Raw genomic sequence first — 16,122 nt, forward strand, 5'->3', positions numbered from 1 at the left:
ACGTCAGGTGCGATCACCGACTTAACCGTCCCGGCTTTGATGCTTCTCGCCGCGTTGGTCTTCTTTACCGCCGAAACGTTGCGTCGGGAACAGCCCCGGCCTGAACGAGCTCGCTATTTCTCCGACGCTCGAGCACGAAGTGGCACCCTAATTGGGGGCATAGCCTTGGGCAGCGCCTCACGACTTACAGGTGCACAGTGTGCTCCACGAAGTCGAGATGATCTCGACAGTAGAGCACCCGACGCAGGTCTACATTGCTTTGGCCAAAATGCGAAGGCCGTATGACCCGTTGACTTGGCTTGAGATGGCAGAGCATCGACGAATGGAATGGAGGGAACGCGCGTGCCAACCGGAAAAGACACACGTCTGAGTGATCAAAAGTCCCGTCGAGCATTTCTGAAAGCCGCCGGAGTGGCTGCGGCGGGCGTTACGGGCGGAGCAGTAGCGCAATTCCAAACTGTGGATAGCGCAACGGCCGCCACATTGGTGGAACCGCCGCAAGCGACCCTGACCACTCTCTCTAGCCGGATTACCGAAAGTACTGGGGTTAGCCTCAGAGACTTCGGGGCCGTAGGGGATGGAGTCACAGACGACACTGAGGCGATCGCTGCCGCGTTAGCGTCGGGCGGGCAGATCCTGGTTCCATCGGGGAATTTTCGAATGACGCGGACGATCTCTCGGAGTTTCAGCGGCGTCGACCTGCGCGGAAGGCCCGGTGCCCGGATTTTCTCCGACACAGCGAGTGCTCTCTTCAGAATGCTGGAGACAGATGAAGCGCACTTCGAAGGCATCTACTTCGAAATAACCACCGTAGACGCAGCACCCGACAATGCGGTCGGTATCTTCTACAGCCTAAGCGTCGGTCTGAAGAACGTCGTGTGGACCGATTGCACCTTCAGGGTTGCAAGGAGGGCAGTTAACGCGATCAAAATCGTCGCTGACAATGCCAACGGTGAATTTTGCGTTGAGAACGTCTTTGCGAGGTCATGCGAGTTCATAGAGTGTGCTCGCATGGGTCTCGAGATCCAAGATCACACCGTCAATCCGACAGTCACCCGTGTGCGGAACGTAGGTGCTATTGATTGTCTGTTCGAGTCGTGCGGCGCACTTGCGCACGGGATTGATCTCTCGTTTTCGGGGCCGATCTTGGGCGCGGCCTCAATCCAGAACCGGTTCAGAGGCTCCATCACTATTGCCTTGGAGTGCGCTGGAGGCCATTTATACCCGATTCTGACCGACAATACCTTCGAGGCCCTCGGCGCGAACGCTCAAACCATTTCCTTGACGGGGTCGTCCATGGTTCACGGTCCGGTCATCGAACGAAATAGAAGTCTGGGACGTAGCGGATTTGGCGCTCGATTTTGGAACTTAACTGATGCGCGCTTGTCTCACAACATCCTGCAATTCAATGGATATGTACATGTCCGCGACTGCATTCGCGGGGTAGCCATTGGTGAGAACTACGACTCGGGAGGAGCGTACTCGCTTTTCGTCGAGTCAACGCCTGCGAGAGAATGTGCAGACAACGTGTGGCTCAGATGCCGATTCAGTACCCTGGTGTCCGCAGCACCGTACTCAGTCACGCGATTCTATGGTGCAAAAACGTTCCGCAACACAGTTCAGGAGGGCAGTTACGGGCGCAAGCTCGGCGTGCGGATGGACCAACTCGCTGGGGCGGAGCTAAACGAACTTCGGCGATGCTGCAATCAAGGAACCGCATGGGCACCCATACGGTCGGTTCCTCTGCTTGATTCAAACCGATCTATAAGCATCGACGAAACCGACTGCGACGCTTTTGTGTTCAGTGGTGCGCTTACTCGGGAACGGTTGGTGACGTTCCCGCCATGCAACCGAGCCTGGCAAATGCGAAATGCCACGACACGAGTCGTGTCAGTTACTGCAGGAAGCTCGAGTATCCAGATTCGTCCCGGAGAGTCACGGCTCGTCTCCATTGAGGTGCGAACGATCACATACGCCTAGGAAAAAGCGCGTTGCCGCCGTGAGCTGATCTCCATTGGTCGCATCGCCGCCAGGGACAGCGCCACCTAGACTTCGTAACCGAGAACCGGTGAGGGCCTCCCGTATGGGGGACCCTCTCCGATTCAACGCAAAGACTCGCGTCCCCAATCAAGCCGTCAGGTACAAAACGCAACCTAAGACTTACTGCCGTAAGGACTCAAGATTGTCTCGATACCATTGCACCGTGGATCGAAGGCCAGCTTCTAGCGTGATCCCAGCCGACCAACCTGCGTCTGCCAACAGCGAGACGTCGAGCAGCTTCTGAGGCGTGCCATCCGGCTTGCTCGAGTCCCACTGGGTCTCGCCGCCGAATCCGACTACACGCGCGATTGTCTCTGCAATCTCGCTAATCGTTACGTCACTTCCAGTCCCAACATTGACCTGCGTCGGGCCATCATAGTGCTCGAGCAGGTGCAAACAAGCCGCCGCCATGTCATCCACATGCAGAAACTCGCGTCGGGGACTCCCAGTGCCCCAGTTGGTGACGCTCGCGGCGCCGGATCGGGCTGCTTCATCGTATCGACGGATGAGTGCTGGCAGGACATGCGACCCGGTTGGTGAAAAGTTATCACCCGGACCGTAAAGGTTGGTGGGCATTGCGGAGATCCATGGCAAACCATATTGTCGCCGGACCGCCTGGATGTGCAGAATTCCTGCGATCTTCGCAATCGCGTATGCATCATTCGTTGGTTCGAGATGACCGGTGAGCAGCGAGTCCTCCGTGATGGGTTGGGGTGCCATCCGGGGGTAGATGCACGACGAACCCAGGAAAAGCAGGCGATCAACGCGATACTCGAGCGCAGCGTCGAGGACGTTCACCTGAATACGGAGGTTGTCGCTGAGGAAATCAACCGGGTAAGTGCTGTTTGCCAAGATGCCCCCCACCTTCGCCGCTGCTAACACGACGTAGCGGGGCCGTGTCTCCGCGAAGAAAGCGAAAACGGCGTCTCGATCTTTCAGATCCAGTTCCGACGATGAGCGGCCGTGGAGGTCTGTGAATCCATCTTCTTCAAGTCTCCTCCAGATTGCCGAACCCACGAGACCTCGATGGCCGGCGACATAGAACGGCGCCGTTCGGTTCAAAGGTTGGGGTGTGAACTGGACCTGATCCCGGATGTCTCCCAGATTTTCTGAATCCTCTGAACTCATTTCTACTTCGTCCCCCAGCTGGCCAGCTTTACTTCATCGATCCAGCGGCTGCCTTCGCAGGCCAAGGCCTGAATGTCCGCGTCCACCATAATCCGGGCGAGCTCCGCCGTGTCGACTGTAGCTTTCCATCCGAGCTTCTCTTCGGCCTTCGACGCGTCACCGACAAGTGCATCTACTTCAGTCGGGCGCAGGTACCGCTCGTCGAATTTCACGTGGTCTTCCCAATTCAGGCCTGCGTGGCTGAAGGAAGTCTCGACGAAATCACGCACAGTAAAGTTGCCGCCAGTGGCTAGTACAAAATCGTCAGGATCGTCGGCCTGGAGCATTCGCCACATTCCTTCCACGTACTCCGCTGCGTACCCCCAGTCGCGAATAGAATCTAGGTTTCCCAGATACACGTGGTCTTGTTGGCCTGCTTTGATTGCTGCAACCGCTCGGGTTATCTTACGTGTGACGAAGGTTTCACCGCGGCGGGGGGACTCGTGATTGAAGAGAATCCCATTGACGGCGAACATGTCATACGCCTCGCGGTAGTTCTTTGTGATCCAGTAGCTGTAAACCTTGGCTGCGCCATACGGAGAGCGCGGATAGAAGGGTGTTTCCTCGTTCTGGGGCGGAGGCGTTGCGCCAAACATTTCAGATGATGACGCCTGGTAGAAGCGGGTCTTAATGCCAGACATCCGCACTGCTTCGAGCAGGCGAATCGTCCCCATTCCGGTGGTGTCCCCAGTGTGTTCCGGCTCATCAAAGGAGACACGCACATGAGACTGGGCGGCTAGGTTGTAGACCTCATCTGGCTGGATTTCTGCAAGGAGGGTAACGAGTCGACTTCCATCGCTCAAGTCACCGTAGTGGAGGAACAGTTTCGCCAACGGATCATGGGGATCAACATACAAATGGTCAATCCGAGTGGTGTTGAAAGTAGACGCGCGTCGAATGAGCCCGTGAACTTCGTAGCCCTTGCTGAGGAGGAGTTCCGCCAAATACGACCCGTCTTGGCCCGTGATGCCCGTAATCAGTGCTTTCTTCAAGATGTGTTCCCCTTTATTTGTTTATGTCTGGTGAACGCACAGAGCATTCTCGCTATGCAAGAAAACCCACGCCCGTTCATACACTCAATGGTCTGTTTGTCGGATCCAGCGGACCAGTCGAGACCGCACGATTCGACCGATCACGAACTTGGTCGGTCGCCACAAGTGTGGGAAACCTCGCACACCGGCAAGCTGCGCACACCCGTCGCTTTTATGACTATCTGCTCATTCTTCCTACTGAGGCAAGTTGTGGTTGTTCACTCCTACTGAGGCGAACTGTGGCAGACCCATTTATCCAGCGCCTCGCCTGTCACGGTGAATTTTCATAGACTCCCAATGCTAGCGTCCTGGATTCGGTCTCTCAAAGCTGCATGTGGCGCGCGCCCGATCCACCTAAACGGTGTTCGGATCACCTCGTATTACGGTTGGCGCAGTCAGTACCCCTTGAATTCGGCTTGGAAGTGCCGACGTAGACGGTCGAGAGGCCGCGTCATTGTGCGCCGGGATGTCTCGACGAAGCTTGTTCCATAGAGATGCCCTGTTGTTCCTGACTGTCCAACGACCCAGGGTTTTTCTCTGAAGTTCTGGACTGCGACATTGTCGCTCGCCGCCGAATTATTCACGGACGTCGCGAGTTCATGCTCGTAGTTGATACCTTCCCGGTCGTTCGAGGAAACGCCTACATCGCGAAGCTCACTCTTCCACACGCCGAGACTAGCGCCGAAAAATCTCGAGTCGATCCAACTGAAGTTCTTCCTGGGAATATCTGCAATCAGGGTCCTCTGTTGGACAGGCGCTTGAGAAACGCACCGGTCGAAGTTCCTCACGAAGAGACGACCTGTGCATTTGAACACCATTTCGAGCTCGTTCCCAGAACCCAATGACTGTATGGCCGCGTTCAGCATTTGGGCTTCTGCAGCGCCTTTGCCCATTGAGACAACGGACGGCAGAGGAGGTGAAACAGCCAAATGGCGCATTCGGTGAGCTCGATGGCCCACAGCCGAACGGACTAGGCGTGGAAGGTCCTCGCCACTATTTTCGACGATAAACGGCTGAAGATCCATGTCCTCGCTGAGCTCCACCCATTTTGCTATGGCCGACCGGTATTGCTCTCGTCGCCGCTCGGGGTCGATCAGGTGTATGTGTTCGTCGACCTGTGGAGTGACGGTAGCTGTAAGAATAATGAACAAGATCAGTCCTCCGCTCTTTCATTCTTGCCTTCGATAACGACAACTTTGAGCACCAGAGCAACAAGTATCAACAGGATTACCGCTTGCTGAATCGTCACGCCCCATGCGGCGGCGAGGCCACCAAACTGCGCGCCGAGAAGGAGACACGTTGTCAGACGAAGGACGAGTCCCAGTCCGAGAATCCAAGCAACCTTTCCTTCCTTGCCCCGACTCTGTAGAACCATCGAGAGTGGTTGGGCAAAGAGTGTTGGAATGATCGACAAGGCCAAGACGGTGAATATCGCGGATGAGTCTTCATACTGAGTTCCCAATATCGCCGGCGCAATAGTTCCAGCGAAACCGGCGACTAATAGGCTCGCTATCACTGCAAGCACCAGTATCCAGGCCACGCGCCGTAGGCCCCAAAGCGCTAAACGAGTCGAATCCGCTTTTGGAGCGTGTGCCATGCCGACTTGAGTGAGAGCAGTAGAAGGCAGCAAAAGAGGCGTCGTCCATCGGCTCACAGCCCCGTACGCGCCCGCCGCGGCGGCGCCGCCCGAAAACCCCAAGATAGTCACATCCAACTGCTGCGCAGAACCAAGAACGGCAGCTATCCCGTATCCCCGAGTGCCGCGCCACGCGGTGAACCATACTGATGGCGGGCCCACCCGCACTCGACCGCGAGGTTTCAGTCCCGAAGGAATTCGGCGGACATTAGAGACGAAGCAAAAAGCCGAGTCAAATGCCATTCCGGCGGCAAGTCCAAGCGGAATGGCAAGCTCTCCGCCTACGCCCGTCGCGATAAGACCCCAGGTTGCGGAAAGGAAAATGAGTCGATCAAGTACTGTCGCGATGGAGATGAGCCCCAGCATTCCGTGTGCACGCAAGGGCACTTGGGCAGTTTGAAGGACCAACGACGACGCGAAAATCAGTCCTATCCATAGAAGAAACTCCCAATCAGCTGCAACTGAGATGAGGACTAGAACGCCGCTCGTGAGCAGAACAGTTCCGACAAGGCCCGCGGACAGAAGCCTTTGACACAACCGTGAGTACATTGCCGCATTGTCGCACCGGCCACTTGCGACTTCTCGAATGAGGAATGCGCTTAGCCCGAAGTCAACCAACGCTGCGGCCACCGATGCGATCGCGATCGCCGACAGGCTTATCCCGAGGGCGGACGGCACTGTGGCTCGAGCCCCAATCGCATAGGCGACGGCAACGAGCAACTGGGAGAACGCGAGAACCATGGTGACCTGGATGGCCTGGCTGGTCAATCCTCGGAATCTGCGAGATGCCAATGCCGGCTGGACTGACTCGGTGAGCGGGAGCACACTACCGATCTGATGCAGGTCTTCCAGAGAACTCTTGCTTCCGCGTGATCGCTTCACTTCCCCACCACCATTGTGCTTGTCAGATTGAGTGGAGGCGACATCTTGGGTCTATCAGCCAATCTCTGGGCACGGTACGCCGTCGTCAGAGCCCATCCGGCAGGGACACTGAAGGTCCACGAAAAGCCATAAGACCAGCAGAAGACCATGACGGCGACAAGGATTGAAAGTGCCGCTGCTGACTTCTGGGTGGAAAGGAGCTTCAGGATTGCGTAGCCCGCAGCAGTGGAGTACGCAATAAGGCCCACGAGCCCAGTGCGGAGAAACAAAAGCAGGTACCAGTTGTGCGGCGAGAACGTGGCAATGAGGCCGTTTGGCTCCAACCGCACGTATCCGGAACCGAACGGCTGACCAAACCACACTGCTACTGGGCCGCTGGCCACCGATTGATTAATCAACTGCGCCCAGCTTGCAAGCCGCGCGTCGTACGTGGTCTGATCTGCGAAGGACTTCATGAGGTCAGCCACCAAGGGAAGCGATGGAGCAAAGAGCACAGTGACAACTACAACCACAGCGCCGAGAAGTAGCACTCTCCTCAAGCGTGGCCATCCAAAGAGCATCAATACTCCCAGGGCAGCGGCTACCGCAGACCAGACCGTGCGCTGCTGACTAACGGCAACAACAGCGATGAACGCTACGAAAGTCAGAAGGTACCTGCGGTTTCCGGTCGTATCCCATTGCCTTAGAGCGAGAAGCGCGGCTATTCCAAGTACAAGCGCCTGATTCTGCATGAGTACACGGCCAGATTGTGCCACTCCGTCGATATCGATGAAGTTCGAGCTCGCTGTGCCAAGGCCGTATCGAAGAGCGTGGTATCCAGCCAGGACCACTAAGAGCCAACCAACTACCTGAAGAGGCCTAATAAGAACCCTGTGCGCTGTTTCGTCTGTCCAGTCGATGGACATCGCCCATCCCGTCGCAACTAGCGGCAGCAACAAAGAGCGCCCCTCGTTGATAGCGAGACCGAGTCCGTATTCACTGATCCCACGGGCTACACCCACGAAGATGCATAGCGCAAATAGCGCCCATGGCAGGGTTACCCATCCAAGATTCCTGAATAGTGTTCTCGAGTTATTAAGCATCACCAAGGTGAGAATGATCGCGACCAGATCGGGAAAGAAAATATTGTTGCCACCGAGCGTGATTACCGGCAGCTGCACGGGAAAATCCCATTGGAGGAGCACCATGATGTAGGAAGCGAACGCGCCATACGCTGGATGCCTCTGCACGAGGGTTGCGAGCAACAGCAACCCGACGACCGCGACCGGTGCGACGAGAAGCAAAGCTAGAGGACCCATAAGGAAGACTCTCCGTTCACGCTCGTCAGGTTGGAGTTCCAGGTGGCACCTGAATGAAGTGTTCGCGCAACGAGAGTCATTGGGTGGCACGCCGTACGCGCGGGAGCTTTCGAATCGATCGGGTCCTGGATCGGATGTTCGGTCCTTGGATGAAGAGCACGCTTTCTCTTTCGGCGGCCCCGTAATGGCTCAGCAAGGCTTGAAATCTGAGCGTCTCTGCCGGCGATTTGAGCGCCCTGGTCGAACCAGCTTCGAGAGGCGAATCGAATCTGATCGGCAGGTAGGCAGCGAGAAGGCGCTTCTCGATCCTGGCTCTCAGGATTAGGTCATGATCGTCATTCCCGAGGAAGAATGCGGAAGTGTCGAATCCCCCGAGGGATGAGTAATTGTCTCGAGAGAAGGCGAGCGGACCACGCATGACTGTCTCGTGAACGTAAAGGTAATTGGACTTAGTCACCGGAGCCGGGAGGTCGACGAGATCCCCGACACGCCCGATACTGTCTGACAACAAGTACTCCGCCAAGGTGGGAATGTAGGTGCCTCTTCGACCGTTCCGCCACTTTGCAATGCGCATGACCAAGGCAGCCATCATTCTCGCGAGACGAGTCGAGTTGAGTCTGAAGTGAGGAAGTCGAGAGAGTCGATGGGCCCCGCGGCCACTTATCGCGAAGACATCCGGGTTCAATGCAAGAGCCTCGGAGAGTTCCTCGTCGAATCCTGGGTGTTGAATCGACATGTCCGCCTGGATCTCAATGATGAGAGGTGAAAACGATAGGTGGATGCCGATTGAGTCGGAGAGCGTCTCGAATACGCCTTCCCGGATGTCCACGACAACAACGCGCACCGTTCGCGCAGGGTGATCTCGGACCTTCGCGAACCAGCCCATGATCTTTTCGAGCGAGCCGTCAGTACAACCGTCAGCGACTACGACAATCTCGTGATCAAGCGCCGCGTGTTCTCGAATCAGCTCCAGATTTCCAACAATCATGGACTCTTGATTATGAACGGGGATGATGAAGGATGCCACGGGATCGATTGAGTCGCCGTAGGTCTCCTCGTGTACCTGAATTTTCATCTCATCGTCGAACGCGCCCGATGGGAATGGGAAGGATTTGAGTAGGAATTCGGTCGTTTGCATTTAACGCACACTGCTTCCAACGTCGGCTGCCTGGCGGTACAAGTGAACGTATTCAGCAACACCTCTTGCTGCGCTGAAGTCAGGCGGAGCCTCGCCAGCTTGGATCCGCAGTTTCTCAAGCGAAGTTTCGTCAAGCGCTGCCGACCAAGAGTCCAGATTGTTGCTGACTAGTCGCACTCGACGGACCGTCGCTGCCCAACGCAAGCCCGCTACGTCGCTCACCAGCGCTGGCAGGCCCGCAGTCATTGCTTCCGCGAGCGAAACGGGCATTCCTTCTTGAGTGGAGGGCATAACAAAAAGGGAGGCTTGCTTCAAGCTCTCGGTTGGGGCGGCGGTACCCCGGGAACGCAGCCGTCCGGCAGCGCTAAACCGATCAAGCCATTCACGTTCGTCCGCGCTGGCGTGAGATTCGTCTCCATGGTGATAGAGATCGAAGCCACCACTAAAGAGGAGCCCGAGAACCAGGTCATGGTTCTTTATCGCGGAACAGTTGCCTACAATCAACGCGCTCTGGGTTTCATCCGCGACCGGCTGCGGGAGATTCTGCGGGGTAACACTAATGTCGTCAGCTACCCAGTTATAGATCAGCGTAGTTTCGCGCCCGTATTGGGCCTCGTTTTCCTGAACATCTGGCGAAGGAACCACTACAAAGCGAGCTACGGCGTCTCCTATTGCGGATTGAATCCGCCGCGATAGCCGTGTACGCCCAATCGGTGTAAACACATTGTGCACGGTTCGAATCACTGCTGGACCACGCGAGCAAAATACGGTCGAGAGGGTAGAGATCGCGTACCCTCCCTCACTATGTATATGGAGCACATCCGGCGATGTTCTTCTAATGAGCCGGCGGAGGGCTACCGCCCCCTTCAGGGTACGGACCGAGGGTATGGACACTACCTCGTATCCAGCTGCACTCAATTCGTTTGAATAGGGATGGTCTTCACCCTGGCCGACAACTAGAGCCTCAACTCCATGGTGCGCGAAGTGTTCGGCACCAGAGACCAGCATCCGTTCCATACCGCTGGGGTTGAGAGCCCCAAGCAAGTGAATTACCCTTATTTTTCGCACGTTGTTGCTCTCATCTCGCCTAGCATCTCCGCCGTCAGCCCTATTCATGACATTGTCAGTCATCGCAAAGAACCAATGACTTGCATCCTTCGCGCCCACCAGAGTATGTAGGTGGCAGCAACGACCAGCCTCCACGAACGCTTGTGACTCTTTCCAAGAATTCGGCGCAGCGACGGGTAATTGCCGCCGCCCTTTGGGCCCCGGAAAGCAGCCCAATCATCCCTTACCGTCCCGCGAGACGGAATCGCATTGCGCGCACATGCACCGTAGGTCCCGGGTGCCAGCACAATGGGGATGTTGAGACGCGCGGATCGCAACCCGTAATCGATATCCGCGAATGCATGGGAAAACCCACCGTCGATCCCGCCAATGAGGCGCGCCGTTTCGTGAGGGACAGCAACTAGGTTGCCATTGAATGTATCAGCGGGCCGGCAGGCATCCTGAGGGGTTATGACCGAGAACTTCAGCGGATGCCTCCCGCTTTTTTTCAGCCCGGAGTAGGTCACGTCGCCAGATAGCGGGTCTCGCATTGCCCCAACAATCACTGCTCCGGGATTCCGAGTAATGGCATCCGCTAGGGCGAGGAACGCGCCGAGATCAAGTTCGACATCGTCATTCAGCCACAGCAGGAAGCTGTCTGTCGAAGTCTCCGGAGATCTCAGTGTCACCTCTTCGGCAACGGCCATGCTCTTCGCCCAAAAAGCACTTCCGTCACCGCGCAAGATCTGGATGGATTGAGGCATCGCCTCGAGCGCCGCGCCAGTTCCATCGGTAGACCCGTCGTCAAAAACCGTGAACGAGATCTGAATTCCAGCGAAATCCGCCGCGTCCTGCGCACGCTCGATCGCACGAACGGTGAGAGGCTTCCTGTTGTGGCAAGCCATCAGCACAATAAAATTCATTGTTGCCCCACCTCCAAAGCCCGGCGGATGCCGCGCAAGAAGTTCTGGACCATGACCTCGACGCTGTATGTCTCGCCCGCCAACGCGCAGTTCGCCTTCAGGGAAGACAGCCGGGCGTGGTCCCGAAGCACCGCATCAAGTGCGGTCGCGTACGTGTGCGCGTTGTCCTTTGTCACAACAGCGTTCACCCCATCCTCTAGATACTCGAATTCTGGCGCGTGCCACGGCCAGTCAGTCGTTATAACTGGCAGTCGGGCGGCGAAGGCATCAACTGCGACGAGGCCAACTCGACCGGGCATCGCCATCACTTGTGAAGCCGCCATGGCAACTGCCTTTGAGGCACCAAAAACTGGTCCTAAGAAGATCAACCATGGACGCTCGACCTGAAAACGCTCCACGATCTCCCGCTCATCGCCATCCCCTGCGATGACGAGCCGGAAGTCGCTGTCCATCGTGTGTGCGATTTCTCCGGCTTCGAGTAGGAACTGAATTCGTTTTGAGCCGTCTAAGCCGCCGACGAAAAGTGCCGTTTTGCCCTTTAGATCGTGCGAGTTGTTGAATGCACTAATATCCTCGGCGCGGATGTCATCGATTGATCGTTTCAGCACCGTCGTATCAATGGAGTTCTGAACAACTGTCACGCGATCACTTGGAAAGCCTGCCGCCACGACGGCTTTTGCGCCGCCGTCCGTATAGGCGAAAAACCAGCGCCCACGTCGTGTCAGCCATTGTTTCAGATGCTCCTGGCTACGGCTCACGCGAACCGTGAAAGTGCGCCCGTGACCCCAGAAAGCGACGGGCGTCTTGCGCCGCCCAGCCACAAGAAAATACGTTTCGATATTTCGGACAGCCTGCTCGACGACAATTAGGTCATACGGTCCGCCATCTCGAAGTTGTCGTACGTCCTTGTAGGAAACGTCCCGTCCTCGGATCGAAAGAAACCGAGTTCTTAGGAGCCGAGCCGACGGGGACGAGACTGAGTCATTTCGAGCGCGCCATTCCCTCGGAGTTTCGCCGTAGTAGACGTGCACCTCGACTCCTACACGGTGCGCTTCGTGGACCAGCAGCTCGAAAAAGTGCTTTCGATACTGCGGCAGCCACGGGTGAATGATTGCGATCCTCAAGACTCTTCCTCTACTTGACCCACGAGAATTCGATGGCCGGCCGCAGTCAGGGCTGCCCAGTGAAGGGCAAGATCGTCTTCGCTAAATCGCTGCCCCACAACCCTTGCCGGATTGCCGACAACTATGGAGTTGGAGGGAACATCCCCTACTACAACCGCTCCAGAGCCAATAACTGAGCTGTCGCCAATAGATACCCCGGACAGGACTATGGCGCCGTACCCGAGCCACACATCCGAGCCAATTACCGTCTCGCGGCTCAAGGACTCTGGGAAATCACCAACCCATCGACTTCGCCTGACACTGGAACCCAGGTCGTGAAGATCATGGTCACTTCGCCCAACGAGTCCCGCAAGGTTCGCGAAGAGTACGCCGTCACCAATCTTGCCATCAACCTCAATCGTGACGTTCTTCCCCACGTACACGTCTTTGCCGATGGCGAGCGATTGCGGTGCCCAGATGGTTGACCCCGGCCCGACGTGGAACCCAGAACCGATGGTCACATTGGCACGTACAGCGATCCGGCGCATGATGCAGTTAACGAGTCGACGCAGCACCTATTACTCCAACCGCGTGGGCGCGAAAATTGCCGCCTTCAGGAATCGGGCGTTTCCGAACAAGTAACGTCTCCAGAGCCGTTTAGGCTCTCTGATCAAGCGGTAGGACCACTCAAGACCGAGTGTGGTCATCCAACGGGGTGCCTCCCGGAGTGTGCCCGCTGCAAAGTCGAAAGCAGCACCGATTGCGATTGCCACGACCGGAAGGCTTTCTGCCAAACGCATCGCTTCAAAATCTTGTTTCGGAGTGCCCAGGCCAACCCAAACGATGTCCGCTCCGCTGTGCCGAATTCGATCGTCTTGCTCTGCATACTCCGTTTTCGACAAGGGACGAAAGTGTGGGCTCTCGGTACCGACTATCTCGACACCCGGGTGGAGCTCTCGTAGGCGGCGCTCCAGCTGAGACAGTACATCTGGAGTAGAACCCAGTAGATAGTGCCGCACACCGCTTGACCGTCCCTGATCGAAAACATCTAGGAACAGCTGGGGACCACGGACCTGCCTGAGCCTGGGTGAGTGTCGCTTTAAGCGCGATACCCATCCGATCGGTTTCCCGTCGGGAAAGTTCACGGCCGGCCTTGCCAGAACCTGCCTATACTCGGCTGACTTGTCCGCAAGCGCGATCGTGTAGGCGTTAGCGAGATGTACGTGCCGGCCTTGCCCTTCTTGCACCAAATCGAGAATTCGTCGGCAGGCGAGTTGGGGGTCACTGACTGCGAACGAGACGGGGCCAACCCGTTGCAGGTCGGCGCTCTCTGCCTGTTGTATTACGTCTGACTTCAAAACTGGCTCATATCTGTTGGTTCAGGGCGGTCGCACTTTTCGGATGTCTGATGGCTTCCAGCGCGGAACAGAAAGGTCAATACGCTCCGGCTGGACGAAGGATCGCTCGGATAGTGCGGTAAAGAATGATCACGTCGCCGGTGGGAGACCAGTTCTCGACGTAATACAAGTCGAGTCTGATGCTGTCCTCCCAGGAGAGGTCCGAACGCCCGCTCACTTGCCAAAGCCCCGTGATGCCTGGCTTAACGAGCAGTCGTCGACGTGCCGAACCGTCGTAAGACTCGACCTCGCGAGCGAGAGGAGGGCGCGGCCCCACGAGCGCCATGTCGCCTCGGAACACGTTGATAAGCTGCGGGAGCTCATCAAGGCTGTAGCGGCGCAGCACGGATCCGACCTTGGTAACTCTGGGGTCTGCCCTAAGTTTGAACAACACACCGTTGCCGTCGGACTGATCCAGCAGAGTCGGCAGCTGGGCCTCAGCATCTGCAACCATTGAGCGAAATTTGATCATTCTGAAGACGTTGCCGTTCAACCCCACACGTTCCTGATGAAACCAGACCGGGCCGGCACTGTCTCGACGCACCGCGACAATAATCCACAAGAAAATAGGACTAAGGACCAGGAGGCCTAGGCCAGAGGCGATGAGGTCGAAGGCCCGTTTTGCGGAGTGCCGGGCCCCCTCGAATGAAGGAAAGTCAACCTGAATGAGGGGCAACCCGGAAACCTGACGTGCATGGATTCGTGGGCCAGCTATGTCGGTCAGTGCCGGTGCCATAATGAGGTCTACCTTGAGCACTTCAAGTTCCCAGCCGAGCTCGCGCAGCTTCCTCGGTCCGAAATTATCGGCTCCAGTGAAGATAACTGTATCGGCGCCGACCCGCTGAATCGACTCGAGAATCTGGCTGAAGTCCCCCAGGACTGGAACACCGTCGACAAGATTCTGCGCGACACTTCCGTTCTCCGTTACGGCTCCGACTACGGAAAGTCCCGCTGCCATATCACGGCGGATGCCAACAACGACATGGACACATTTGTCCCGTTCCCCCACAACGATGGTCCGATGTACAAAGCGACCCTCGCGGCGCCGCGCGACGAGCCATTGCCGCCATCCCCAACGGCCGAGTAGAAGCAAGATGAGCCCGATCGGTAGCGCCGTGAGGAAGTACCCACGAGCCAAGTCCACCTTGAGCAAGAACACGACTATCGCGGTAATACCAAATATCCGAGCGCTCGCGTCCAGAATGCGTTTGTACTCGGTACTCCCGGTTCCAATGGTCTTGTGATCACGAGTGGCGTAGTACTCGAGTGCCAGCATCCAGAACACAATCAGACCTAAGGAGACGAGAGTGTAGCCGAACGTGAAATCGGCAATATTCTCGATTGGAATGCGCAATTCCGAGCGTCGCGAACCAAACCACAGGACTTGGCTACCCAAGACCACCCCGATGATGACTGCGAGGTCCGTGAAGAAAAGCCGGGCCGCGTAGGCACGCTGCCAGCTCAACGTGTAGCTCTTCACCCCCACGTCGCACCGCCATCTGCAGACCGTGCGAACCTGTCGCCTGCCCAGAGCCACAGCATGCCGTCGTCGCTTGCAGAGAGAGCTGTCTCACCCGTGCCGACAATCGCATCAACGCAGGGCCGGGGCGTGGCGTCGACTGCACCGTCTTGGGACACGCCAACCAGCGAGATACCGACACAACCCGCCGGATTTGCAACTGCGACCTGGAATCCCTCGTTCGTTGCCGCAATGGCCGCCGCGCCCGGAACAGCGGCCGGGGCAGACCATGTAGCGCCAGCGTCCTGGGTGGTGACTACCGAAGCGTCAATGCATAGCACGGCAGCACTGGAGTTATCCGCGGCCGCTAGGGTGGCCACCGAAACACACGGAGCGACCACATCGCCCACCGGGGTATGCACTGTGTTTGAGGTAGCCGGGTCCACGTACCACTCCGCCGTGACGCGATCTGGGTAGGCCTTCCATGCATCACCCGCGACGAAGGTCGTGACGAGTTGGGGTGCGCAGTCCACAGCGTCGAGGGTCACCATTGACATCTCCGCGGCGTCGGCGACATAAATCGCCAAGATGGACGACGCGCTCGCTTCGGTCGAAGCATTGAAGCTCTCCCAGGTCGCGCCGGAGTCCGTAGTGAGTTCAAGATTGGCTGCGGCAGACGGGCAGGTTCCGGTTGAAGCACGCCAAGCTGTTGACGCGTCAAGGGCGCCGAGGATTCGGGATGGTACGCCTGTCGCTGTGGCAGTGATCTCAACAGGCTCAACCTCCGGGGCTGGCGTGGCCTCGGGGGTCGCAACCTGTGGAGGACTAGCGGTCGGCACAGCCGCCACCGTTCCTGCGCTGGGCGCGGGCTTAGGAGCCGTCAGGGCGAACGCGACCAGGCCGGCGTCGACAAGCAGGAAAACGGCCAGACCGGCGACAAGAAAGCCTCGGCGGGTGCGGTTGTTGCGGTTCTTGCGGCTGCTGGGTTTGCTTGCGCCCAT

14 protein-coding genes are annotated in these 16,122 nt (G+C 57.3%); 1 reads left to right on the plus strand and 13 read right to left on the minus strand.

The genetic code is table 11. The features are described 5' to 3' along the window. Positions 1-327: 327 nt before the first annotated feature. Positions 328-1,980 (plus strand): glycosyl hydrolase family 28-related protein, encoded by a 1,653-nt coding sequence (locus tag E3O57_RS19280; RefSeq protein ID WP_103478808.1) that lies wholly within the window; start codon positions 328-330, stop codon positions 1,978-1,980. A 180-nt stretch (positions 1,981-2,160) separates the two neighbouring features. Here the strand turns inward: E3O57_RS19280 and E3O57_RS17620 are convergent, their stop codons facing one another. The 13 genes from E3O57_RS17620 to E3O57_RS17680 all read right to left on the minus strand — a co-directional run bounded on the left by E3O57_RS17620 (position 2,161) and on the right by E3O57_RS17680 (position 16,122). Next, positions 2,161-3,168 carry a GDP-L-fucose synthase gene (locus E3O57_RS17620; RefSeq protein ID WP_103462066.1) on the minus strand — a complete coding sequence of 336 codons (1,008 nt, stop codon included), beginning with the start codon at positions 3,166-3,168 and terminating at the stop codon, positions 2,161-2,163. Positions 3,169-3,170: 2 nt separating this feature from the next. Beyond that, positions 3,171-4,202, minus strand: a complete 1,032-nt coding sequence (gmd, locus tag E3O57_RS17625; RefSeq protein WP_103462065.1) for a GDP-mannose 4,6-dehydratase — start codon at positions 4,200-4,202, stop codon at positions 3,171-3,173. 431 nt (positions 4,203-4,633) lie between these two features. Beyond that, positions 4,634-5,389 carry a hypothetical protein gene (locus E3O57_RS17630; protein ID WP_133159720.1) on the minus strand — a complete coding sequence of 252 codons (756 nt, stop codon included), beginning with the start codon at positions 5,387-5,389 and terminating at the stop codon, positions 4,634-4,636. A 2-nt stretch (positions 5,390-5,391) separates the two neighbouring features. Next, positions 5,392-6,642, minus strand: coding sequence for a polysaccharide biosynthesis C-terminal domain-containing protein (locus E3O57_RS17635; RefSeq protein ID WP_103478807.1), 1,251 nt, complete (start codon positions 6,640-6,642; stop codon positions 5,392-5,394). A gap of 110 nt (positions 6,643-6,752) precedes the next feature. Next, positions 6,753-8,054, minus strand: coding sequence for an O-antigen ligase (locus E3O57_RS17640; RefSeq protein ID WP_103462063.1), 1,302 nt, complete (start codon positions 8,052-8,054; stop codon positions 6,753-6,755). Positions 8,055-8,130: 76 nt separating this feature from the next. Next, positions 8,131-9,192, minus strand: coding sequence for a glycosyltransferase family A protein (locus E3O57_RS17645; RefSeq protein ID WP_103478806.1), 1,062 nt, complete (start codon positions 9,190-9,192; stop codon positions 8,131-8,133). Further along, positions 9,193-10,323 (minus strand): glycosyltransferase, encoded by a 1,131-nt coding sequence (locus E3O57_RS19285; protein WP_103478805.1) that lies wholly within the window; start codon positions 10,321-10,323, stop codon positions 9,193-9,195. It lies immediately after the preceding gene. Next, positions 10,320-11,162, minus strand: coding sequence for a glycosyltransferase family 2 protein (locus tag E3O57_RS17655; protein WP_103462060.1), 843 nt, complete (start codon positions 11,160-11,162; stop codon positions 10,320-10,322). The genes E3O57_RS19285 and E3O57_RS17655 overlap by 4 nt, the downstream gene beginning before the upstream one ends. Then, positions 11,159-12,286 (minus strand): glycosyltransferase family 4 protein, encoded by a 1,128-nt coding sequence (locus E3O57_RS17660; RefSeq protein ID WP_103462059.1) that lies wholly within the window; start codon positions 12,284-12,286, stop codon positions 11,159-11,161. The genes E3O57_RS17655 and E3O57_RS17660 overlap by 4 nt, the downstream gene beginning before the upstream one ends. Continuing rightward, positions 12,283-12,840: a DapH/DapD/GlmU-related protein gene (locus tag E3O57_RS17665; protein WP_241990487.1), complete on the minus strand. Its 558-nt coding sequence runs from the start codon at positions 12,838-12,840 to the stop codon at positions 12,283-12,285. Before E3O57_RS17665 ends, E3O57_RS17660 begins: the two co-directional genes overlap by 4 nt. 3 nt (positions 12,841-12,843) lie before the next feature. Then, entirely contained in the window at positions 12,844-13,512 is a 669-nt protein-coding gene (locus E3O57_RS19290) for a WecB/TagA/CpsF family glycosyltransferase (protein WP_370290231.1), read from the minus strand. Positions 13,513-13,699: 187 nt separating this feature from the next. Continuing rightward, the gene (locus E3O57_RS17675; protein WP_103462056.1) at positions 13,700-15,148 is read right to left on the minus strand and encodes a sugar transferase; all 1,449 of its coding nucleotides are present in this window, start codon (positions 15,146-15,148) and stop codon (positions 13,700-13,702) included. Then, a complete protein-coding gene (locus E3O57_RS17680) occupies positions 15,139-16,122 on the minus strand; it encodes a hypothetical protein (RefSeq protein WP_133159718.1) in 984 nt (327 codons plus the stop codon). Before E3O57_RS17680 ends, E3O57_RS17675 begins: the two co-directional genes overlap by 10 nt.

The organism is Cryobacterium sp. TMN-39-2, assembly GCF_004402745.1.
GTDB lineage: Bacteria > Actinomycetota > Actinomycetes > Actinomycetales > Microbacteriaceae > Cryobacterium > Cryobacterium zongtaii.

Coding starts and splice junctions, on each gene's coding strand:
- E3O57_RS17640 (WP_103462063.1), bottom strand. CDS start 8,054: ATGGGTCCTCTAGCTTTGCTTCTCGTCGCACCGGTCGCGGTCGTCGGG.
- E3O57_RS19280 (WP_103478808.1), top strand. CDS start 328: ATGGAGGGAACGCGCGTGCCAACCGGAAAAGACACACGTCTGAGTGAT.
- E3O57_RS17645 (WP_103478806.1), bottom strand. CDS start 9,192: ATGCAAACGACCGAATTCCTACTCAAATCCTTCCCATTCCCATCGGGC.
- E3O57_RS17655 (WP_103462060.1), bottom strand. CDS start 11,162: ATGAATTTTATTGTGCTGATGGCTTGCCACAACAGGAAGCCTCTCACC.
- E3O57_RS17680 (WP_133159718.1), bottom strand. CDS start 16,122: ATGGGCGCAAGCAAACCCAGCAGCCGCAAGAACCGCAACAACCGCACC.
- E3O57_RS17620 (WP_103462066.1), bottom strand. CDS start 3,168: ATGAGTTCAGAGGATTCAGAAAATCTGGGAGACATCCGGGATCAGGTC.
- E3O57_RS19285 (WP_103478805.1), bottom strand. CDS start 10,323: ATGACTGACAATGTCATGAATAGGGCTGACGGCGGAGATGCTAGGCGA.